The sequence below is a fragment of the Actinomycetota bacterium genome (assembly GCA_035759705.1).
GTDB lineage: Bacteria > Actinomycetota > CADDZG01 > JAHWKV01 > JAHWKV01 > JAJCYE01.
Genome location: DASTUJ010000062.1, coordinates 1 through 20299 on the forward strand (window position 1 = coordinate 1; position 20299 = coordinate 20299).

The following is a 20299-nucleotide window of genomic DNA, read 5'->3' on the forward strand; positions in this document are numbered from 1 at the left end:
TCTGGGTTTCGGGGCTCTTCTGGACGATGGGTAAGCCCTATTGACCTATAATCGACCCCTAGGGGTTGCAGGCCTCGTCAAGGGTTTTCAGCCTGAAAGGGAACGCCAGAATGCCTCTGTCAGACCGAGAGCAACAGATACTCCAGGAAATCGAGGACCAGCTCTACGAGCAGGACCCTGAGTTCGCGCGAGGCGTTTCCTCAACCACTCTTCAGGTGCACCTGCTCAGAAACGTTCGGCGGGGAATCGCCGCTTTTGTCGCGGGTTTCGCCGTATTGGTCGTCTTTTTCTTCCAGACAAAGCTGATTATCGGTGTCGCAGCCTTTCTTTTGATGCTCGCAGGAGCGGTCTACACCTACGACAACCTGCGCAAGATCGGGTCGGAACAGCTTCGGGTCCTGCGAGAGCAGGCGCCGTTGTCCGACTTCGTGACACGAGTCCGGGGTCGCATTCGCGACATCGGAAACCGCGACGGCTCATAGACCCCGGGGCGTCTCCAAAATTTAACCCTCAAGCTCTGGTTGAGACTTGTGACCAGGGTCATACAGAGCGGGAAAGTATTTCGAGTTGTGACGAAAAACCGCCTCCCGCCGTATTGCGCACGGTTGCAGCGATTAGGTAGAACAACAGGACCGTCGATTTCCAATCCATTTCAAAACAGATGATGTTTCTAATTTTTTCGGAAGGGGCCACCGTTGGAGGGTTTCAGCGTTCTTCAGGCATGTCGATTTACGGGGTGTACCAGCCATCAACTCCGTTATTGGGATCAGATCGGGTTGGTTCGTCCTAGCGTTCAGTCGACGGGAGGCCGCCCCGGAGTCCGGCGTCTGTACTCGTTTCGTGACCTGGTAGCTCTCAAGGTTGTGAAGGCTCTGCTCGACGGAGGGATGTCTCTCCAGCGGGTGCGCCGGGCCTACGAATACCTTCGCAAGAAGGCCGGGTTGGAGGAGCACCTGTCGGGCGTCAAGTTGATCACCGATGGGCAGAGCATCTTCCGGGTCGCCAAGGACGACGGCGAGATCCTCGACGCACTGCGCCAGGGTCAGATGTCGTTCTTCGTCGCCATCGACCAGATCACTCGCAACCTTGACCAGGGCGTCGCAGAGTTCCTTCGAGACCGCGAGGAGTTCGTCGAGACCCTGAAGCTAGCCGGCGAGAATCTCCAGCAGGAGAGAGCCCGCCAGGCAAGGTAGCGTTCCTTTTAAGCGGGGACAGATCCCTCGGGGCTCTCGATAATCGGGAGTCGCCCAGGGATCCGTCCCCGCTTTTTTGCGGGCGCTCGGGCGCGCTCGGTGCCGTGGCGGCCGCAACTGAAGTTGTCTTGCTTTGGTCCTGGCCCTAAACTCGGACCTAGGACGCCTCCCCCGTCCAAGGGAGTTCCGACACCGCACGCCCATCGTCGGTGCCGGACTCAAGGTAGCTGTTTATGAAGGCCTGGATCTCGATCCAGCTCGAAAAGTAAACGCGGGTACCGTCGAGGAGGCACGTCATGTGGCCACGAAAGTCTAAAGGCGGGCCGTCCTGTGCGGGGTCCTCGCGCCACATCCTAAGGACGAAGGACTGGCTTTCTGGTTCGGGAGCCGTGGGCACGCCGGTTAGTATATTCCCTTACAGAATATGGACGCACGCGTCTTGGTAACCGCTGCGTCCGGCCTGTTTTCGTCGCACGAGCGCGACTGGCCCCGGCACTCGGTTGGCCGGCCCTACTCGTTCATGCTCCTCGGCCGGTTCCAGGCCCGCCGGGAACGCGCCGACTGGGCCCAGCTGGAGGCCCACAAGATGCAGGAGATCATCTCGTACCTGCTGCTGTTCCGGCAGCGCCCCCACCAGCGGGAGGTCCTGGCCGGGACGCTCTGGGGGTCAAGCTCCCGCCCGCGGTCCCGAAAGAACCTGAGACAGAGTCTGTGGCAGCTGCAGGAGAAGGCCCAGGCCATCACTCCGGAGGGCGCCGAGACCCCGCTGCTCCTGGTGGGCAAGGAGTGGGTGCAGGTCAACCAGGAGGGCATCTGGCTCGACGTGGCGGAGCTGGAGGCCGCGTTCAACAGCGTCCAGTCGACCGCCGGCGAACGCCTGTCCGAGGAGCAGGCTGCGACGGTGGCGAATGCGATCGAGCTCTATCGCGGCGACCTGCTGGAGGGCTGGCAGGAGGACTGGTGCGTCTTCGAACGGGAGCGCCTGCAGGCGATCAACCTGTCGATGCTGGAGAAGATGCTCGGGTACTGCGAGGCCACCGGCCGCTTCGAGGAGGGCCTGGTCCACGGCGAGCGCCTTTTGAGGCACGACCGCGCCCACGAGAGGGCCCACTGGCGGATGATGAGGCTCAACTACCTGGCCGGCGACCGCACCGGGGCGCTGCGCCAGTTCGACAAGTGCCGGGTCGCTCTCGCCGAGGAGCTGGGGGTCGCCCCGGGCCGGCTGACCAGGACCCTGTACGAACAGATATGCGCCGACGTCGAAGGAGCGCTCGCCCCGATCACTGCGCGTTAAAAACACCGCCTCCCAATCCCCTCTACGGCCCTCTCCGGTTTAATTACGGATCGGACAACCGACGGACTCGACGCGTCTTATACTTTCGTCCAGCGTCCGCGGTGCGGTGTGTGACGTGGGACTTGCCGGACGCCTTGGCAGCTACACAGCCACGGAGGAGATGGGGCTTGGGGAGAGCGCTCGTTCTAAACGCCTCTTACCAGCCGCTCTGTGTCGTATCGGCACGGAGGGCGGTTGTTCTAGTGCTGAAGTCCAAAGCCGTCATCGAACAGCCGGCCGACGAAGGAACGTTCTCCTCAGAGAAGATGACCATGCCGGTCCCGTCGGTGGTGCGCCTGGTCTACTTCGTCAAGGTTCCCTACCGGGCCAGGGCCTCGCTCAGCCGCCGGGCGGTTTTCGTGCGGGACGAGTTCGAGTGTCAGTACTGCGGTTCGGCGGCTGAGAACGTCGACCATATCCACCCCCGCTCCAAGGGCGGCACCCACACCTGGGACAACGTCGTTGCGTCCTGCCGGCCGTGCAACGCCCGGAAGGAGAACATGCTCCTGACCGAGACGAACATGAAGCTGCGGCGGCCTCCCCACGTGCCGAAGGACAGCCTGTTCCTCATCACGGCAGCGGGGAAGATCCACCCGGCCTGGGAGCCGTATCTGATGACGTCATCCGCTCCCCGCGAGCCGGTTGACCCAAGGCTCCTGTCTACGGGCTGACCGGCAAAGCACTACCTGTAGTAGCCGTTCCGGCCGTCTGCTCCACCCCTAGCGGTGGACTCTGGTCCGCAATCCCTGAATGGTTTCTGAATAAACATCCAAGTGGTGCGACGCGCCCTCAATAAACACTCGAAATCGTTGACTCTGCTCTCCGAAGTGGCGTAACGTGGCGCAAAGTGGTGGGAAGGTCCACCCGACCGGCCTGGAGATCCTACGCGGAAGGCCGCCTCTTCCAGGGGATTCAGGAGTTTGAAATTGGAGACGACGAATGCTGCTCGGAGAGTTCGCCCACACGCTGGACGCCAAGGGGAGGGTTTTCCTTCCGGCGAAATGGCGGGAGGAGCTGGCGGGCGAGGTCGTGGTGACGGCGGGCCAGGAGCGCTGCTTGTTCGTGATGACCAAACAGGCTTTCTCCCGCCGGGCAGAACAGCTCGAGGCACTCTCCTCGGACCAGAAGGCCAACCGGGACTACAAGAGGATGTTCTTCTCCTCCGCATCGGAGGAGTCGGTCGACAAGACCGGCCGTATGTCCATCCCAGCCGCGCTTCGGCGTTTCGCGGGGTTAGAGGGCAAGGAAGTGATGTTGATAGGCGTATCGGACCGCGCAGAGATCTGGGACAAGGCCTCGTGGACGAGTTACAGACAAAGCGTTGAGGGCAGTTACGCAGAGATAGCCGAGGAGCTCACCTGATCTGCGCAAGCAGCAGGCCGGGTGCAACAGAGTGGAAGGAGCGGTAATGGACGGAACATCAGGGGGGAGCCTTTTCAAGGAGGTTAGGGAGACCTTTCTGCTGCTGGGTATCTCGGCCAGTGTGCTGAGCGGCTACCTGGGCCTGGCCCTGGTTCTGTTCCGGGCCGCCGGATGAACATTTGCCGGTAGAGGGACCTGCCGAGGAGAAGGGCGCCGGCTTTCGCCATGTGCCCGTGCTCTCCGGCCCGGCACTCGAGTGGCTCACGCCGGCACTGACGGGTGAGGGGCCGCTGGTCGACTGCACCCTGGGCGCCGGCGGGCACTCCGAGGCGTTCCTCAGGGCCCTTCCGGACTTGGTGGTCATCGGCATCGACCGCGACCGGGACGCGCTGGAGGCGGCACAACGCCGGCTGGAACCGTTCGGAAGCCGGATGCGGCTGGTGCAGACCAACTTTGCAGACATCGAGCAGGCAGCGAGAGGTGAGGGTTATGAGCAGGTGGGAGCGATTCTTTACGACCTTGGGGTTTCTTCTCCCCAGCTGGATCGCGCCGAGCGAGGTTTTGGCTTCCGGAGCGGCTTTCCTCTGGATATGCGCATGGACCAGGAGGCAGACCTCAAGGCTCAGGACATCGTGAATAATTATTCAGAAGATCGTCTTGTCGACATCATCTTCCGGTACGGCGAGGAGAAGTTTGCCCGCCGCATCGCCCGCGCGATAGTGCTGCGCCGGGCCGTGAAACCGTTCGAGGAGGCGTCCGACCTGGCGGAAGTGGTTAAAACGGCCATACCGGCCGCGACCCGGCGGACCGGCCCGCACCCGGCCCGCCGAACCTTTCAGGCGCTTCGCATCGAGACGAACGCCGAGCTCGAGTCCCTCGAGCGTTCACTGACGACGGCGGTGGACCTGCTGCGCCCCGGGGGACGGGTGGCCGTCATCAGCTATCACTCGCTGGAGGACCGGATAGCCAAGCAGACGTTCCGGACCGCGGCCGAAGGCTGCACCTGTCCCAAGGACATGCCCATCTGCGTATGCGGTAAGTCGCCACGGGTGAAGGTTCTGACGAACCGGCCGGTGCGGCCGGACGAACAGGAGACCGCCCGCAACCCCAGGTCCGACAGCGCCCGCATGCGGGTGGCCGAGAAGGTGCGCGAGGCCGCCTGATGTCCGCCGTTCCTCAGAGGCCGGGCTCCAGCCCGGTGGTGCCGTCACAGCCCGCTCCGGCGGGTCTCACCGTGTTGCCCAGGGTGCGCAGAGGCCGGGTGGCCAAGGGGGCGCGGAGGCATTCGAAGCTCGGTGCGATGTTCCGGTCCAACCCGGTACGGGTTTCGATCGGGCTGCTGGTGGTCGCCGGGGTCGTCTTCGGCCTGGTCCTGCTGAACATCCACGTCGCCCAGACATCGTTCCACCTGTCCGACCTCCAGCGGCAGGCCGCCGAGCTGCAGACCGAGCAGCGCCGGCTGCGCTACGAGGTGGCGAAGGCGGAGTCGCCGGAGAAGATCGTCGAGATGGGGACAACCCTGGGCCTGGTTGCCCCGGCATCGCAGGAGTACATCGACGGACCTGTTTTAACGGCCGGCGGCCGCCCTTCCGAACCTGACATGGCGGCCCAAGCGGACAGCCACGCCGAACCTGACTCAAACGGCCGCCCTGACGCACAGCACACGGCGGTCCAAGCGGACGGCCGCGCCGAACCCGACGCTTCCCGCGCCGGGCGCGACCTCGCCTCGGACGCTGACCGCAAGGAGGAGCCCTCCCCCTAGGGGAGCTATCACGATGGCTAAGGCGAGGGTTCGTTCCACTCTTCGGCTGCTCACGCTCATGTGCGTGATGCTGGCCGGCTCGGGCGTGGTCGCCGGCCGGCTGTTCTGGCTCCAGGTGATGGACTCCAGCCGCATGAGCGCGATGGCCGCCGAGCAGCGCCTGCGCACGCTGACCCTGCCGGCTCACCGGGGGTCGATCCTGGCCTCCGACGGCACCGAGCTGGCCATCTCGATGGACACGCAGACGGTTTACGCCAGCCCTCGCGAGCTGAAGGACCCGGTAGCGGCGGCGCAGGCACTGGCACCGATCCTCGGCATCGACACCGGCAAGCTCCAGGCCAAGCTGACCGGGGACTCCGGCTTCGTCTACCTCGCCCGCAGGCAGGAGCCCGATATCGCGCGGCAGGTCGGGGACCTGAAGATCCCGGGGGTGGGCCTCATCCCCGAGCCGAAGCGCTACTACCCGTCCGGACCGCTGGCGGCCCAGGTGGTGGGGTTCGTCGGCGACGAGAACACCGGGCTTGCCGGGCTGGAGAGCGCATACGAGGACGTGCTGACCGGCAGGCCGGGCAAAGCCGTCACCGAGCGCGACCCGGCGGGCCGGATCATCCCGGTGGGGGAGTCTTCGGTCACGGAGGCGGTCGAGGGCAACGACCTGGTGCTGACCATCGACAAGCAGATCCAGTACGAGGCCGAAGCCGCGCTGGCCCGGGCGGTGAAGCAGTGGAACGCCAACGGCGGCACGGTCATCGTGATGAGCCCGGAGACCGGCAACATCCTGGCCATGGCCAGCAACCCGACCTTCGACCCGAACGACCTGAAGTCGAGCAACGCCGCCTCGCGAAAGAACGCTGCGGTGGTCGACGTGATGGAGCCCGGCTCCGTGAGCAAGATGGTGACGGCGGCGGCAGCCCTCGAGACCAGCGTCACGACGCCGACCGAGCTCATGCGGGTCGACGACGAGCTGCGGATCGGCGCCAAGACCTTTAAGGACTCCCACCCGCACCCGGTGCAGACCCTGACCTTCTCGCAGGTGATCCAGTCGTCTTCCAACGTGGGTACGATCAAGGTGGCCGAGCGGCTCGGCAAGCAGAGCCTGTACGACTACCTCGTCCGCTTCGGGTACGGCCGCAAGACCGGCCTGGGGTTCCCGGGTGAGTCGGCCGGGATCCTTCCGAAACCGGACAAGTGGTGGCAGACGTCGCTGGGAACGATCGCGATCGGGCAGGGCGTTGCGGTCACGCCGCTGCAGATGACCAAGGCGTACGCCACGCTCGCCAACGACGGCGTGGAGGTGACGCCGAACCTGGTGCTCGCCACCGTGGACGCGTCGGGCCGCAAGCACAATGCCGAGAACCCGCAGGGCGAAAGGGTCATCGACCGCGCCACGGCCGAGACGCTCACCGACATGCTCGTCGGGGTGACCGCCGGCGACTCCGGCACCGGCAGCGCGGCAGCGATTCCGGGCTACCGGGTGGCCGGCAAGACCGGTACCGCACAAAAGCCGAAGATCGGCGCCGCCGGGTACTCGGGCTACATGGCGTCGTTTGTCGGCTTTGCGCCGGCGGACAACCCCAAGCTGGTGGTGTCGGTGGTGCTGGACGACCCGAAGCCCTTCCTGGCAGGCGAGACCGCGGCGATCACCTTCAAGGAGATCATGCAGTTCTCGCTCCGCCGCCTGGGTGCCGAGGGGGCCCCCGGACGGCTGCTCCAGGGCCCCGCTCTCGCCGCTCCGCCCTCGGAGTAGGGACCCTGACCTCTGCTCTGCGGCTCCCTCTGCGGATGCCGCCTCCGCCGGCCGCCCTTCTCGCGGAACGCCTTCAAATGGGATGCTCTACGGAATGAACCTTGGAACAGTCGCCCGGGCGCTCGGCGTCCCGGCTCCCGGCGACGCCGGCACCGAGATCACCGACCTGGCATACGACTCCCGGACCGTGGCTCCCGGCGCCCTGTTTTTCTGCGTCCGGGGCCAAAAGCAGGACGGGCACGACCACGCGGTCCGTGCGGTGGAGTCCGGGGCTGCAGCACTGGTTGTCGAACACGAGGTCGCTTTCGACGGAGCCCGGGTGCCCCAGCTGGTCGTCGCAAACAGCCGGGCCGCCATGGGTGCCCTGGCCGCCCCGTTCTTCGGCGACCCCAGCCGCACCGTAGCCGTGGCCGGCGTCACCGGGACCAACGGCAAGACGACAATCACCTACCTTTTGGAGTCGGTCTTCCGGGCGGCCGGGGACCCGGCCGGGCTGATCGGTACCGTCGAGACCCGGGTCGCCGGGCGGTCGACTCCCGCGGCTAGAACCACCCCCGAGGCGGTCGACATCCAGCGCCTGCTGCGGCAGATGGCGGACGCGGGTGTGCGCATGTGCGCCCTGGAGGTGACCTCGATCGGGATCGAGAGCGGCCGGACCGAGGGCATCAACTTCGACGTCGCCGTGTTCACGAACCTCACGCACGATCACCTCGACCACCACGGGACGATGGAGAGCTACTACGCGGCGAAGTCGAAGCTGTTCACCTCGCCCGGCCCGAGGGCGGCCGTGATCAACGCCGACGACCCCTACGGCCGCCGCCTGGCCGCCGAGCTGTCCTACACGCCGCTGCGCTTCGGGATCCAGGAGGAAGCCGATGTGGTGGCCGTAGACGTAGCTGCCGGCAGCCGCGGTTCGAAGTTCCGGGCGGTGGGCTGCGGCCTCGACCTGCCGTTGAGTGTGCGCCTGCCCGGGTTGTTCAACGTATCCAACGCACTTGCCGCCGCCTCGGCAGCGGTGAAGATGGGGATCGCTCCCGAGGCTATCGCCGCCGGCATCGCCGGGCTTGCGTCCGTCCCCGGCCGTTTCGAGCCGGTGGATGAGGGGCAGGGCTTTCTGGTGGTGGTCGACTACGCTCACACCCCCGACGCTCTAGCCAACGTGCTGCGGGCCGCCCGAGGGCTGACCGATGGGCGGGTGCTCGCAGTTTTCGGGTGCGGCGGCGACCGGGACAGGAGCAAGCGCCCGGAGATGGGGGAGGCAGCGGTGCGGCTGGCCGACGTAGCGTACGCCACCTCGGACAACCCGCGCAGCGAGGACCCGGTGGAGATCCTGAAGGAGATAGAGCAGGGGATGACGGGTGGAGAGTACCGGGTCGTAGTCGACAGGGAGCAGGCGATTGCCGAGGCGCTGGCCGACGCGGCCGAGGGCGACGTGGTGGTTATCGCCGGCAAGGGCCACGAGACCGGCCAGACTGTGGGCGGAACGGTCCTGCCGTTCGACGACCGGCTGGTGGCCGCCCGGATCTTGAAGGGGATGCAGCAGTGAGAATTTCTTTGGTTGAGGCGGCCCGGGTGATGGGCGGCCCGTTCGACGGTCTGGACCGGGCCGTCCGGATGACCGGCGCCGTGGTCGACTCCCGCCTGATAAGGCCGGGCGACGCATTCTTTGCGCTCAAGGGCGACTACCTGGACGGGCACGACTTCGCCGCCGAGGCGCTTCGAAAGGGGGCCTCCGCCGTGGTGGTCGGCCGGACGGTGGGCACCGACCCTGCCCGGACCATTCTCCTATCGGACCCGATGGCAGGGCTGGTGTCGCTGGCCGGCTGGGTCCGGGATGTCCTGAACCCGATCGTCGTCGGGGTCACCGGCTCCACCGGCAAGACCTCGGTCAAGGACCTCCTGGCGTCGATCGTCCGGGGCCAGATGCCGGTGATCGCCTCCGAGAAGTCGTTCAACAACGAGCTGGGGGTGCCACTGACCCTGGTGAAGACCAGGGCCGACACCCGGGTGGTCGTGGTGGAGATGGGGGCCCGGGGCGTAGGCCAGATCAAGCAGCTGTGCAAGCTTGCCCGCCCCCACATCGGCGTCGTCACCAACGTCGGGGTCACCCACTACGAGCTGTTCGGGTCCCGGGCTGCCATCGCCCAGGCGAAGGGCGAGCTGGTCGAGGCGATCCCGGAGGGCGGCGCGGCCGTTCTCAACGCCGACGACCCGCTGGTGGCCGGCATGACCCGGCGAAGGGGCGAGCTGGTCGACGTCCTTACCTACGGCATCGCGCAGAAAGCGTGGCTGCAGGCCCAGGAAGTTCGTTTCGACCGCCTGGGCCGTCCGACCTTCCGGCTGGTCCAGGGGTCCCTGCGGGGGGTCTGGGTCGAGATGAAGGTCAGCGGGATCCACCAGGTGATGAACGCGCTGGCCGCCTCGACGGCCGCCCTGGCGCTCGGCCTGACGCTGGAGGACTGCCGCGCCGGGCTGGAGGCAGCCGAGATCTCCCCCTGGCGGATGCAGGTCCGGGAGGTCGGGGATGCGGTGATCGTCAACGACGCCTACAACGCCAGCCCCACCTCGGTGGCCTCGGCGCTGCAGACCTGTGCAGGAATGACCCGGGACGAAGGTCGCCTGGTGGTTATCCTGGGCCACATGGCGGAGCTCGGAAACATCGCGGAGACCGAGCACCACCGGATCGGGGCTCTGGCCGCTTCGCTGGCGGCCCGCCTGATAGTGGTGGGCCGGGGGGCGGAACCTATCGCCGCCGGTGCGATTCAGGCCGGTATGACCGACGTCCTCCAGGTGCCGGACGCGGTGGCGGCCGCCGCTGCGGTGGGTCCCCTGGGAGCGGGGGACGTCCTGCTGGTCAAGGGCTCCCGGGTTGCGGCTTTGGAGCAGGTCTCCGACATGGTCGCGCAGGGGATGGCGAGCGCTTGAGACAGATCCTTGCCGCCGCCGCCCTCTCCTTTTTATTGGTGTTGATCTTCACGCCGGTTGCCATCCGGATCCTCAGGCGCAAGAGCATCGGCCAGTTCGTCCGGGAGGACGGGCCTAAAGCGCACATCGTGAAGAAGGGCACCCCGACGATGGGGGGCATCGTGATCATCGCCGGGTCGCTGGCGGCCTATGCCGTCTCCCACTTCGTCGGGCGGCCGACGGACTTCACCCCCAGCGGCCTGCTTGCGATGGGGACCCTGGTGGCCATGGGCATCCTGGGCTTCATCGACGACTACCTGAAGATCAACCGCCGGCGGTCGCTCGGCCTCAACAAGACGGCCAAGCTGCTGGGCCAGGCGGCGGTCGCGGTCGGCTTCGTATTTGCCGCCCGCTTCACCCAGGCCATCGAGGAGGTGTCGTTCGTCCGCCCACTGGGGTTTGCGCTGGTGGGGGTGCTGTTCGCCCTCTGGGTCTTTCTGATCATCGCGGCGACCACCAACGGGACCAACCTGGCCGACGGCCTCGACGGCCTCTGCTGTGGGTCGGGCGCCATGGTGATGGGCGCCTACGTGATCATCACCTTCTGGCAGTTCAGGCACCCCTGCCTCGGCCTCGACGGCCAGGCCGGATGCTACCTCGCGTCCGACTCCCTCGATCTGGCCCTGGTCGCCGCCAGCATGGTCGGGTCCCTGGCGGGCTTTTTGTGGTGGAACGCCGCCCCGGCGAAGATCTTCATGGGCGACACCGGGTCGCTGGCGCTGGGAGGGGGAATGGCCGCGCTGGCCATCCTGACCAACACCCAGCTGCTTCTGATCGTCCTGGGCGGCCTGTACGTGGTCGAGGTCTCGTCGGTGGTCCTGCAGGTGATCGCCTTCCGGGTCTTCAAGCGCCGCATCTTTCTCATGGCCCCGATCCACCACCACTTCGAGCTACTCGGCTGGCCCGAGTTCACCGTGATCGTCCGCTTCTGGGTTCTGGCCGCGCTTTCGATCGCCTTCGGGCTGGGGTTGTTCTACGGCGAGTTCATCAACGCCGGCGGAGCGGGTTGAGCCCACCACAACGGGTCCTGATCCTCGGCCTGGGCAAGATGACCGGCGCCGCTGTAGCCGACGTGCTCCTCTCCTCGGGCGCCGAGGTCCGCGCCCACGAGTCCTTCCCGACTCCGGCCCGGGAGGAGCTGGCGGCCCGGCTGAGCGAACGGGGCGCCAGGGTCGGCTTCGGTGAGCCGGACGAGGCAGTCGTCGAGGAGCTTCTCGGCTGGGCCGACCTGATCGTCCCCAGCCCCGGGGTCCCCCCGTCCAACCCGGTCCTGGCCGCGGCGCTGGCCCGGGGCACCAAGGTGATCAGCGAGGTGGAGCTGGGGTACGGGCTGGCCAGGGGCCCGGTGCTGGCGATCACCGGGACCAACGGCAAGACCACCACGACGACCCTGCTGGCCGAGATCCTCCGCGAGGCCGGCAAGCCCGCCGAGGCGGTCGGCAACATCGGTGTCCCCTTCGTCACGGCGGCCAGGGACTCGGCGGCCGGCGCCTTTCTGGTCGCCGAGCTCTCGAGCTTCCAGCTGGCGTTCATCGACAGGTTCCAGCCCGCGGCGGCGATCGTCCTCAACGTCGGCGACGACCACTACGACTGGCACTCCGGGTACGAGGACTACCTCGCCGCCAAGGGCAGGATCACCGAGAACCAGAAGGCGGACGAACGTCTGGTGATCCGGGTCGACGACCCGGGCTGCATGGCCATTGCCGCCGGGTCGAAGGCGGAGATAGCCGGGTTCGGTCTGGACGCTCCGGAGGAGGTGTGGGCAAGGCTGAAGACCGGCCTGGGGAGACCGCCGGCTCTGGTGGCCGGGATGGACGGTGGCGAGATGGCGACGTTCGACGGAAATACCCGCACCGTCCTGACTAACTCCCGGGATATCCGCATGGACGGCCCCCACAACCTTGAGAATGTGATGGCGGCAGCACTTGCCGCTTTGAAGTTCGGAGTAGCGCCCGAGGCCATTGCCTCGGTTGCCAGCCGGTTCGGCAACCTGCCGCACCGCACCGAGCTGGTCGCCACTGTGGACGGGGTGAGATATGTCGACGATTCCAAAGCCACCAACCCGCACGCCACCCTCAGGGCCCTCAGGGGTTTGAGCAACGTCGTGTTGATAGCGGGAGGCCGGGCCAAGGGCCTGGACCTGTCGCCGCTTTCCGAGGTCGCCGGCCAGGTGGCCGGCCTGGTTGTGATGGGGGAGGCGGCCGAGGAGCTGCTGCAGGTTTTCGCATCGGTTCCCTCCGCCCCGGCGGAGGACGTGGAGGAGGCGGTGCGGCTGGCAGCCGCCATGGCGCGGCCCGGGGACACGGTCCTTCTTTCTCCGGCCTGCTCGAGCCTCGACCAGTACACCGACTACGCCGAACGGGGAAATCGCTTTCAGAACGCGGTGCGCTCCCTGTGACCGCTGCAACCGTCAACCCGCCCGCCGCCGAGGATGGCGCTACCAGGTCCCGGCTCGGGCACCTGCTCGACAAACCGCACCTGCCCCTTCTGCTCACCTGCCTGACCCTGGTTGCGATCGGCCTACTGATGATCCTGTCGGCCTCCTCGGTTCAGGCGTTCAGCCGGTTCGGCACCTCGTTCTCGTACTTCAAGCGGCAGATGGTCGGGGTTGTCATCGGCCTGGTCGCAATGGCGGTCATGGCCCGGAGCGACTACCGGCACCTGCGGCCGCTGGCCCGGCCGCTTCTCGGGGCCTGCCTGGTGATGCTCGCCGCCGTGATCCTGCCCGGGATCGGCTCCACCCGGGGCGGCTCGAGCCGGTGGCTGATTGTCGGGCCGTTGAGCATCCAGCCGTCCGAGATCGCAAAGCTTGCCCTCATCATTTTTGTGGCGACGGTTCTGGAGTCCAAGGGGGTCAAGATCAGGGACCCCCGGGAGCTGGCGGTGCCGGTCCTGCCGATGACCGGCCTGGTCTGCCTTCTGGTGATAGCCCAGCCCGACCTCGGCACCACGATCATCCTCGGGGGATCGGTCCTGGTGATCCTCTTCCTCGCCGGCGCCCAGATGCGCCACGTCGGGTTGTTGTCGGCCTTCGGGCTGATCTCGGTGGTGATCCTTGCCTTCACCCGCTCCTACCGGAGGGAGCGGGTCTTCTCGTTCCTCAACCCGTGGGCGGACCCCCTCAACACCGGCTACCAGGTCATCCAGGGTCAGATAGCCCTGGGCAGCGGCGGCTTCTTCGGTGTAGGCCTCGGCGCCAGCCGGCAGAAGTGGTCGTACGTGCCGAACGCACACACCGACTTCATCTTTGCCATCATCGGCGAGGAGCTGGGCCTGGCCGGCACGCTGATCGTCCTGATCCTGTTCGTCTTCCTTATGTACCTCGGAATCCGGGTCGCCCGTCAGGCCCCGGATCGTTTTGGGATGCTCCTGGCCGGAGGGATCACCGGCGTCATTGCGATGCAGGCGCTGATCAACATGGGGGCGATCTCCGGCCTGCTTCCTATCACCGGCGTCCCGCTTCCCCTGATTTCGTTCGGAAGCTCGTCCCTGGTGCTCACCATGGCCTCGGTCGGCATCCTCCTTTCCATCGCCAAGAGGGGGAAGAAGAGCAGCGGCAAGGCTCGGTCAACGCCTGCCATCAACCCTAAAGTTGCAGTAAAGGCTTAACGGTATCGACGCACATTCAGAAGAGGTTGAAGGTGCTTCCCGCCCCGGGTTGAGGGTGATCCTTGCCGGAGGGGGCACCACCGGCCACCTGTCTCCCGGGCTTGCGGTTGCGGACCTCCTCCGTTCCCGGGGCGCTGAGATCCTGTTCATCGGAACGCCCACCGGACCGGAAGCTCGGATCGTCCCGAACAGCGGCTACCCCTTCAAGGCGGTTTCCGTGATCGGCCGGGGGCCCGGGAAAGTGACCGTGCGGAACCTTCAGGCGGTTACCAAGCTGGGCGTCGCAACCCTGAAGGCGCTGAAGATTCTCCGCACCTTCAAGCCGGATGTGGTGGTCGGCACCGGGGGCTACGTCAGCCTCCCCGCCGCAGCTGCCGCCAGGCTGGCCGGCGTCCCGCTGGTCCTGCACGAACAGAACAGCGTGCCGGGCATGGCCAACCGGGTTGCGCGCCGGTTTGCGACCGCAGTCGGGGTCAGCTTCCCCGGCACCGAGAGGTTCTTCGGCCCGGGCGCGGTCCTGGTGGGCAACCCGGTCAGGGAGGCCCTGAACAAATTCGACCGGCCGGCGTTGCGCCCTCGCGGGCTTGAGGAGTTCGGCCTGGAGGACGGCCGGCCCACCCTGTTGGTCTTCGGCGGCAGCCAGGGGGCCCGCAGCATCAACGAAGCGGTGACTGGGGCCTACGACGGGCTGCGTTCCTCCGACCTGCAGATCCTGCACCTGGCCGGGCCGCGGAACGCCGGGTTGGTGGAGAAGGCGGTTGAGGACCAACGGCAGCCGGGGGACTCACTCGTCTACCGGGTCGTGGGCTATACGGACTCGATGGAGCTGGCTTACGCTTGCAGCGATCTGGCGTTGTGCCGGTCCGGGGCGTCGACCGTGGCGGAGCTGGCGGCGGTGGGGCTCCCGGCCCTGCTGGTCCCCCTGCCGATATCGCTGGACGACGACCAGAGGAAGAACGCTGAAGCGGTAGTAGAGGTTGGAGGAGCTCGCATGATCTTGAACGCCGACCTGAACCCTCAAGTAGTGGTTGAGATGGTTGAGGGTCTTATCCGGGACCCCGCCGAGCTCGCCTCGTTGGCCCAGGCGGTGCGTACGCTGGCCCGCCCGGACGCCGCCGAGAGGTTCGCCGAGCTGGTTGAAGGTTCGGTGAAGTAGATGTTGAAGCTAGACCCATCCTGGCGCCGGGTCCACATGGTCGGCATGGGCGGCGCCGGCATGAGCGCCATCGCCCGGGTCCTGACCCAGGCGGGCATCACGGTCACCGGGTCGGACGCTCGTGAGTCCGCCGTCCTGGAAGGCCTGCGTGCTCTGGGCGTCCGGGCCGACGTCGGCCACCGGGCCCGCCAGGCGGAGGGCGCCGACGTGCTGATCGTCACCAACGCAGTTGCTCCGGGCAACGTCGAGGTCGAGTTTGCGAGGTCGAACGGCATCCCCATCCTGTGGAGAGGCCAGGCCCTGGCGCAGATCGTAGGGAGCCTCCGGACGATTGCGGTCAGCGGAACCCACGGGAAGACGACCACGTCGGGCATGGTGGCCACCGTGCTGGCCCACGCTGGGATGAACCCCACCTACCTGCTGGGCTCCGACCTGGCCGGACGCGGTTCCGGCGGCCGCCTGGGGGAGGGCGACGTCGCGGTGGTCGAGGCAGACGAGGCGTACCGTTCGTTTCTCTGGCTCGAGCCTGCGATCTCCGTGGTGACCAACATCGACCGGGACCACGTGGACCACTACGACAGCTGGGAGACGCTCCAGGAGGCGTTTGCGACCTTCATGTCGAAGTCCACGGAGGCGGTGGTCGTCTGCGCCGACAACCCCCGCGCGGTGCAGGTTGCCGGTGCGCTGGCGACCATGACCTACGGGTTTGCCGAGGAGGCGACCGTACGGGCCGCCGGCCTCGAGTCGGGGGCCGGAGGCTCCGACTTCCGGCTGTTCGTCGACGGGGTCGACAGCGGCCCGGTGCACCTCCAGGTTTCCGGCCGGCACAACGTCCAGAACGCCCTCGGCGCAGCAGCCGCCTGCCTCAGCCTCGGCCTGGACGCGGCTACGGTGGCGGCGGGCCTGGCTGCGTTCGGCGGGGTAAGCCGCAGGTTCGAGTACCGGGGGATGTTCGAGGCGGCCCACCTGGTGGACGACTACGCCCACCACCCGGCCGAGATCGAGGCGACGCTTGCCGCCGCCCGGTGGGGCCCCTGGAAGCGTGTGATCGCAGTGTTTCAACCGCACCTGTACAGCCGGACCCAGGCCCTCTGGAGGGAGTTCGGGGCCTCCCTGGGGGCGGCCGACGTCGTGGTGGTCACCGATGTCTACGGCGCCCGGGAGGAGCCGGTCCCCGGGGTCACCGGAAAGCTCATCGTCGACGCCATCTGCGAGTCCTCACCCGGACGCAAGGTGATCTACGCCCCCCGCCTGGACGACGCCGCGCGGTACGTGCGCAGCATCGTCCGGCCGGACGACCTGATCCTCACCCTGGGGGCCGGCGACATCACGACCCTGCACGACCGTCTCATCGGCGATGCGCCGGCCGACCGGTAGGTGCGCCGGGTGCCCGAAAACCTGGACGAAACGCTCGGTCAGGCCGCAGCGGAGATAGGCGCCGCCGCCTCCGGCCGGGTGGCGTTCAAGGAGCCTCTGGCGCCGTTCACCTCGTTCCGGGTGGGGGGACCGGCCGGGGTGCTGGTGGAGCCCCGGGACGAGAAGGACCTCGAGGTGACCGGCTCCGTGGTCGCCAGGCTGGGCCTGGACGTGCTGATCCTGGGGCGGGGGTCCAACGTCCTGATCGGCGACGACGGCTTCCCGGGCGTGGTCATCCGCATGGGCAAGGGGTTCGAGTGGATCCGGTCGGCAGGCGAAGACGGAGTTGAGGCCGGAGGGGGCGCCAACCTCCCTCAGGTGGCCAACTGGGCCAGGCGTCGCTCGCTGGCCGGCATGGAGTTCTCGGTGGCCATCCCGGCGACCGTCGGCGGGGGAGTGGCGATGAATGCCGGCGCCCACGGCGCCAGCCTGTCGGACGTCCTGGAGTCCGCCCGGGTCTGCCACCTGGCCGAGGGCCGCACCGAGGAGATCACGGCCGAGGACCTGAACATGACCTACCGCAAGACCGCAGTGGGCCCGGGCAGCCTGGTCTGCTCGGCCCGGTTCAGGCTGGTTCCCGGGGACCCGGCGGAGATCGCGGCAAGGATGGAGAAGTACCGAATCCACCGTACCGAGACGCAGCCGGCGGATGCCCCCAACGCGGGGTCGACTTTCCGGAACCCCCAGGGACACTCGGCCGGCGGCTTGATCGAAGCTACCGGGCTCAAGGGCCACCGGATCGGCGGCGCCGAGGTGTCGCCCAAGCACGCCAACTTCTTTTTCGCCCGGCCCGGCGCCAAGGCCCAGGACGTCTTCGACCTGATGGTCTTCGTGCAGGCCGCCGTCGAGAAGGAGCACGGTGTCAGGCTGCTGCCCGAGGTCCGGATCATCGGCTTCTTCGACAACGCGGACGAGCTCAAAACCCAATGAAGCTGCTGAAGATACTGGCGCTCCTGGTGGTCGGTGCGGTGATCTACCAGGGAGTCCAGGCGGTTTCGAGATCGCGCTCGCTACAGCTCGACAAGTTCGAAGTAGAGGGCAACACCGAGGCCCGCATCAGCACCGAAACCGTGATCGCAGCCACCGGCGCCGAGGTCGGCGACCAGTTGTTGGGCATCTCCACGCAGAAAGTCTCGAGGGAGCTGGAGAAGCTGCCGTGGGTGGCCGAAGCCAGCGTCGAGCGGATCCTCCCTTCGACGCTCCGGATCTCGATCGACGAGCGCGAGCCGTCCTTCGTCATCCAGACCGGGCAGGGCCCCTTCCTGGCCGACGGCCGGGGACTGGTGCTGCAGGAGGGGAGCGAGGAGCTGGTCAACGTGGTCGAGATGCCCCTGCGGCCGATCCGTCCGGGCACCCGGATCTCCACCTCGGAGTTCGTGCACGCCTCCCGGATACTGCGTTCCCTCCCGGCGGATATCCGTTCCCGGGTGACCTCGATCCGGGCGCCGTCCATCGACCAGATTCAAATCGAGACCGGCACCGGACCGTTGATCTTCTACGGCGCAGCGGAGAAGGTCGACGAGAAGAATTTCGCAGTCGAAACCCTCCTGGAGCGTACAAAAAGTGCGTCGCCGAAGGTCGCAGTCATAGATGTGCGGGTCCCCGCCCGCCCGGTTACGCGCCCCCGCTAGAGCAGCCTCAAGCGCCACTTGAGGGCGCCTCACTTGTCGAACCCCGCTATTACAGCTCGTAAGCCTTGCGCTTACGCTTTATAACTTCTATCTTCCTCCACGTACGAATGTGCGGTTACCAAGCCGGCCCCAAACGCCGGCGGGACGTAACCATTGGCGTCATTCAGGGGAACGGAATCGAAGTTTGGTAAACAAGCCGGAGGAGGGCCAGTATCAAATCTGCCTCAAGAGAGGGGATTCGGAGCTCCAGGTGAGCGCTCCCGACCAGGCGTGGGTCGAGGCCAAGGTCGAGGAGCTGATGAGATGGCTGCCGGCCTCCCCGCCTACCCAAAACGTGGCTTCCGGAGCAGTGGCCGCGGCAGCCTCCGCCCCCGCCAAGGCACCCTCCCTCGCCGAGCACGTCCGGGCGGTGGGGCCCTCGGGCGGGCTGGAGCACGTGCTGGCAATCGGGTACTACCTGGAGCGGTACTCACGGCTCAACGGGGGCTTTCGCCGGCGGGACCTGGCCGAGGCTTTCAAAGCTGTTCGGTACCAGCACTCGAACCCCGGGGTCCCGATCGCAACCGCCAAGCGCCAGGGCCTGCTCATGGACGGCGAGGAGCACGAGAAGCTGCTGCTGACCGAGACGGCCGAGCGCTGGGTGGAGGAGCGGCTCGGCGCATGAGCCCGGCGGCGAGCGCACGTTCGAATCCCAATATGCAAACTACACGCGTGTTCTTCGCGAACGATTGTTGACCACGTGTGCGCCCGCGCATATATTGCTGTTCATTCGATTCAACTAGTGGTTTAGGGTAACTCTCAGTGAACCTTTGGTCGAGAGTCAAACTTCCCCCTCACCCGGAGGTGAAATAGTGGCAGCATCGCCGCAGAACTATTTGGCAGTTATCAAAGTCGTCGGTATTGGAGGCGGCGGAGTCAACGCCGTTAACCGCATGATCGATGCGGGTCTCAAGGGCGTTGAGTTCATCGCCGTCAACACCGACGCTCAGGCGTTGCTGATGTCGGACGCCGACGTGAAGCTGGACATCGGCCGGGACCTCACCCGAGGCCTGGGCGCCGGCGCAGACCCCGAGCTCGGCCGTCAGGCCGCAGAAGCTCACCGTGACGAGATCGAAGAGGTGCTGAAGGGCGCCGACATGGTCTTCGTAACCGCAGGAAAGGGCGGCGGCACCGGAACCGGTGGCGCACCCGTAGTGGCGGAGATCGCCAAGAGCCTCGGTGCTCTGACAATCGGTGTTGTGACCCGGCCGTTCGCATTCGAAGGCCGCCGGCGCAGCGTCAACGCCGAGCAGGGAATCATGAAGCTGAAGGAGAGGCTGGACAGCCTCATCATCATTCCGAACGACCGCCTGCTTCAGGTCTGCGACGAGACCACCTCGGTGCTCGAGGCCTTCCGCATGGCTGACGAGGTCCTGCTGCAGGGCGTCCAGGGCATCACCAACCTGATCACCATCCCCGGGTTGATCAACCTGGACTTCGCAGACGTGAAGGCGATCATGTTGAACGCCGGCTCGTCGCTTATGGGCATCGGGAACGCACGCGGCGAGGACCGGGCCGTCATGGCCGCCCAGAACGCGGTGTCGTCTCCGTTGCTCGAAGCTTCTATCGACGGGGCCCGCGGCGTGCTGATCAGCATCTCCGGTGGCAGCGACCTCGGACTGTTCGAGGTCAACCAGGCCGCGAACATCATCGCCAAGTCGGCCCACCCGGACGCCAACATCATCTTCGGTGCGGTTATCGACGACCAGCTCGGCGACGAGCTGCGGCTTACCGTCATCGCATCCGGATTCGAGCGGTCGGAGTTCGCCGGCGCCGGTGGCGCCGGAAGGGCGCCCTCCGTCTCGGCTCCGGGCAGCCCGTACGGCGGCAGCCTGCCGTCGGTAGGGATTCCGCAGCCCCAGCCCATCGGCAGCTACATGGCCGAGGACGACCTGGACGTGGAGTACGAGCTCGACCGCGAGCCGGTCATCACCGACATCCGGGAGCCCATGCCCCGCCGCACCAGGGAGCCTGCCTACAACGCTCCCCGGGAGCCGCAGGTCACCCACGTCTTCGACGCCGATGCGGATGACGACGACGACGACCTGGACATTCCGAGCTTCCTTCGGCGGAGGTAGGGGAAAGAA

The 20299-nt window shown here is 66.7% G+C and carries 20 protein-coding genes; all 20 read left to right on the forward strand.

The window, feature by feature from the left end; all coding sequences use genetic code 11:
- Window positions 1–110 precede the first annotated feature (110 nt).
- The 20 genes from VFV09_03995 to ftsZ all read left to right on the forward strand — a co-directional run bounded on the left by VFV09_03995 (window position 111) and on the right by ftsZ (window position 20290).
- Window positions 111–482 (forward strand): DUF3040 domain-containing protein, encoded by a 372-nt coding sequence (locus VFV09_03995; GenBank protein ID HEU4866872.1) that lies wholly within the window; start codon window positions 111–113, stop codon window positions 480–482.
- Between the two features lie 213 nt (window positions 483–695).
- Complete coding sequence (locus VFV09_04000; GenBank protein ID HEU4866873.1) at window positions 696–1193, forward strand: MerR family transcriptional regulator; 498 nt, start codon at window positions 696–698, stop codon at window positions 1191–1193.
- A gap of 424 nt (window positions 1194–1617) precedes the next feature.
- Window positions 1618–2487: a bacterial transcriptional activator domain-containing protein gene (locus VFV09_04005; GenBank protein ID HEU4866874.1), complete on the forward strand. Its 870-nt coding sequence runs from the start codon at window positions 1618–1620 to the stop codon at window positions 2485–2487.
- A gap of 242 nt (window positions 2488–2729) precedes the next feature.
- The gene (locus VFV09_04010; protein HEU4866875.1) at window positions 2730–3197 is read left to right on the forward strand and encodes an HNH endonuclease; all 468 of its coding nucleotides are present in this window, start codon (window positions 2730–2732) and stop codon (window positions 3195–3197) included.
- Between the two features lie 268 nt (window positions 3198–3465).
- The gene (gene mraZ / locus VFV09_04015; GenBank protein HEU4866876.1) at window positions 3466–3888 is read left to right on the forward strand and encodes a division/cell wall cluster transcriptional repressor MraZ; all 423 of its coding nucleotides are present in this window, start codon (window positions 3466–3468) and stop codon (window positions 3886–3888) included.
- A gap of 46 nt (window positions 3889–3934) precedes the next feature.
- Window positions 3935–4063: a hypothetical protein gene (locus VFV09_04020; GenBank protein HEU4866877.1), complete on the forward strand. Its 129-nt coding sequence runs from the start codon at window positions 3935–3937 to the stop codon at window positions 4061–4063.
- Between the two features lie 4 nt (window positions 4064–4067).
- Entirely contained in the window at window positions 4068–5051 is a 984-nt protein-coding gene (rsmH, locus tag VFV09_04025) for a 16S rRNA (cytosine(1402)-N(4))-methyltransferase RsmH (GenBank protein HEU4866878.1), read from the forward strand.
- Window positions 5051–5650 (forward strand): hypothetical protein, encoded by a 600-nt coding sequence (locus VFV09_04030; GenBank protein ID HEU4866879.1) that lies wholly within the window; start codon window positions 5051–5053, stop codon window positions 5648–5650. Before rsmH ends, VFV09_04030 begins: the two co-directional genes overlap by 1 nt.
- Window positions 5651–5663: 13 nt before the next feature.
- The gene (locus VFV09_04035) at window positions 5664–7397 is read left to right on the forward strand and encodes a penicillin-binding protein 2 (GenBank protein ID HEU4866880.1); all 1734 of its coding nucleotides are present in this window, start codon (window positions 5664–5666) and stop codon (window positions 7395–7397) included.
- A gap of 94 nt (window positions 7398–7491) precedes the next feature.
- On the forward strand, window positions 7492–8943 hold the full coding sequence (locus tag VFV09_04040; GenBank protein HEU4866881.1) for a UDP-N-acetylmuramoyl-L-alanyl-D-glutamate--2,6-diaminopimelate ligase: 1452 nt from the start codon (window positions 7492–7494) through the stop codon (window positions 8941–8943).
- On the forward strand, window positions 8940–10322 hold the full coding sequence (murF, locus tag VFV09_04045; GenBank protein HEU4866882.1) for a UDP-N-acetylmuramoyl-tripeptide--D-alanyl-D-alanine ligase: 1383 nt from the start codon (window positions 8940–8942) through the stop codon (window positions 10320–10322). The genes VFV09_04040 and murF overlap by 4 nt, the downstream gene beginning before the upstream one ends.
- On the forward strand, window positions 10319–11371 hold the full coding sequence (gene mraY, locus VFV09_04050) for a phospho-N-acetylmuramoyl-pentapeptide-transferase (protein HEU4866883.1): 1053 nt from the start codon (window positions 10319–10321) through the stop codon (window positions 11369–11371). Before murF ends, mraY begins: the two co-directional genes overlap by 4 nt.
- Window positions 11368–12759 (forward strand): UDP-N-acetylmuramoyl-L-alanine--D-glutamate ligase, encoded by a 1392-nt coding sequence (gene murD, locus VFV09_04055; GenBank protein HEU4866884.1) that lies wholly within the window; start codon window positions 11368–11370, stop codon window positions 12757–12759. The genes mraY and murD overlap by 4 nt, the downstream gene beginning before the upstream one ends.
- Complete coding sequence (ftsW, locus tag VFV09_04060) at window positions 12756–13970, forward strand: putative lipid II flippase FtsW (GenBank protein ID HEU4866885.1); 1215 nt, start codon at window positions 12756–12758, stop codon at window positions 13968–13970. Before murD ends, ftsW begins: the two co-directional genes overlap by 4 nt.
- 55 nt (window positions 13971–14025) lie before the next feature.
- Window positions 14026–15126: an undecaprenyldiphospho-muramoylpentapeptide beta-N-acetylglucosaminyltransferase gene (gene murG, locus VFV09_04065; protein ID HEU4866886.1), complete on the forward strand. Its 1101-nt coding sequence runs from the start codon at window positions 14026–14028 to the stop codon at window positions 15124–15126.
- Complete coding sequence (murC, locus tag VFV09_04070; GenBank protein HEU4866887.1) at window positions 15127–16503, forward strand: UDP-N-acetylmuramate--L-alanine ligase; 1377 nt, start codon at window positions 15127–15129, stop codon at window positions 16501–16503. It abuts the gene before it with no gap.
- 9 nt (window positions 16504–16512) lie between these two features.
- Window positions 16513–17472: a UDP-N-acetylmuramate dehydrogenase gene (gene murB, locus VFV09_04075; GenBank protein HEU4866888.1), complete on the forward strand. Its 960-nt coding sequence runs from the start codon at window positions 16513–16515 to the stop codon at window positions 17470–17472.
- Window positions 17469–18173, forward strand: a complete 705-nt coding sequence (locus VFV09_04080) for an FtsQ-type POTRA domain-containing protein (GenBank protein ID HEU4866889.1) — start codon at window positions 17469–17471, stop codon at window positions 18171–18173. The genes murB and VFV09_04080 overlap by 4 nt, the downstream gene beginning before the upstream one ends.
- A 250-nt stretch (window positions 18174–18423) precedes the next feature.
- Window positions 18424–18837 (forward strand): hypothetical protein, encoded by a 414-nt coding sequence (locus VFV09_04085; GenBank protein ID HEU4866890.1) that lies wholly within the window; start codon window positions 18424–18426, stop codon window positions 18835–18837.
- A 211-nt stretch (window positions 18838–19048) separates the two neighbouring features.
- Complete coding sequence (ftsZ, locus tag VFV09_04090) at window positions 19049–20290, forward strand: cell division protein FtsZ (protein ID HEU4866891.1); 1242 nt, start codon at window positions 19049–19051, stop codon at window positions 20288–20290.
- Window positions 20291–20299 lie beyond the last annotated feature (9 nt).

Bases quoted from the DNA above. Each gene is read 5' to 3' on its own strand.
- VFV09_04035 (HEU4866880.1), top strand. From the start codon at position 5,664: ATGGCTAAGGCGAGGGTTCGTTCCACTCTTCGGCTGCTCACGCTCATG.
- murC (HEU4866887.1), top strand. From the start codon at position 15,127: ATGTTGAAGCTAGACCCATCCTGGCGCCGGGTCCACATGGTCGGCATG.
- VFV09_04030 (HEU4866879.1), top strand. From the start codon at position 5,051: ATGTCCGCCGTTCCTCAGAGGCCGGGCTCCAGCCCGGTGGTGCCGTCA.
- VFV09_04005 (HEU4866874.1), top strand. From the start codon at position 1,618: ATGGACGCACGCGTCTTGGTAACCGCTGCGTCCGGCCTGTTTTCGTCG.
- VFV09_04020 (HEU4866877.1), top strand. From the start codon at position 3,935: ATGGACGGAACATCAGGGGGGAGCCTTTTCAAGGAGGTTAGGGAGACC.
- mraZ (HEU4866876.1), top strand. From the start codon at position 3,466: ATGCTGCTCGGAGAGTTCGCCCACACGCTGGACGCCAAGGGGAGGGTT.
- VFV09_04080 (HEU4866889.1), top strand. From the start codon at position 17,469: ATGAAGCTGCTGAAGATACTGGCGCTCCTGGTGGTCGGTGCGGTGATC.
- VFV09_03995 (HEU4866872.1), top strand. From the start codon at position 111: ATGCCTCTGTCAGACCGAGAGCAACAGATACTCCAGGAAATCGAGGAC.
- VFV09_04040 (HEU4866881.1), top strand. From the start codon at position 7,492: ATGAACCTTGGAACAGTCGCCCGGGCGCTCGGCGTCCCGGCTCCCGGC.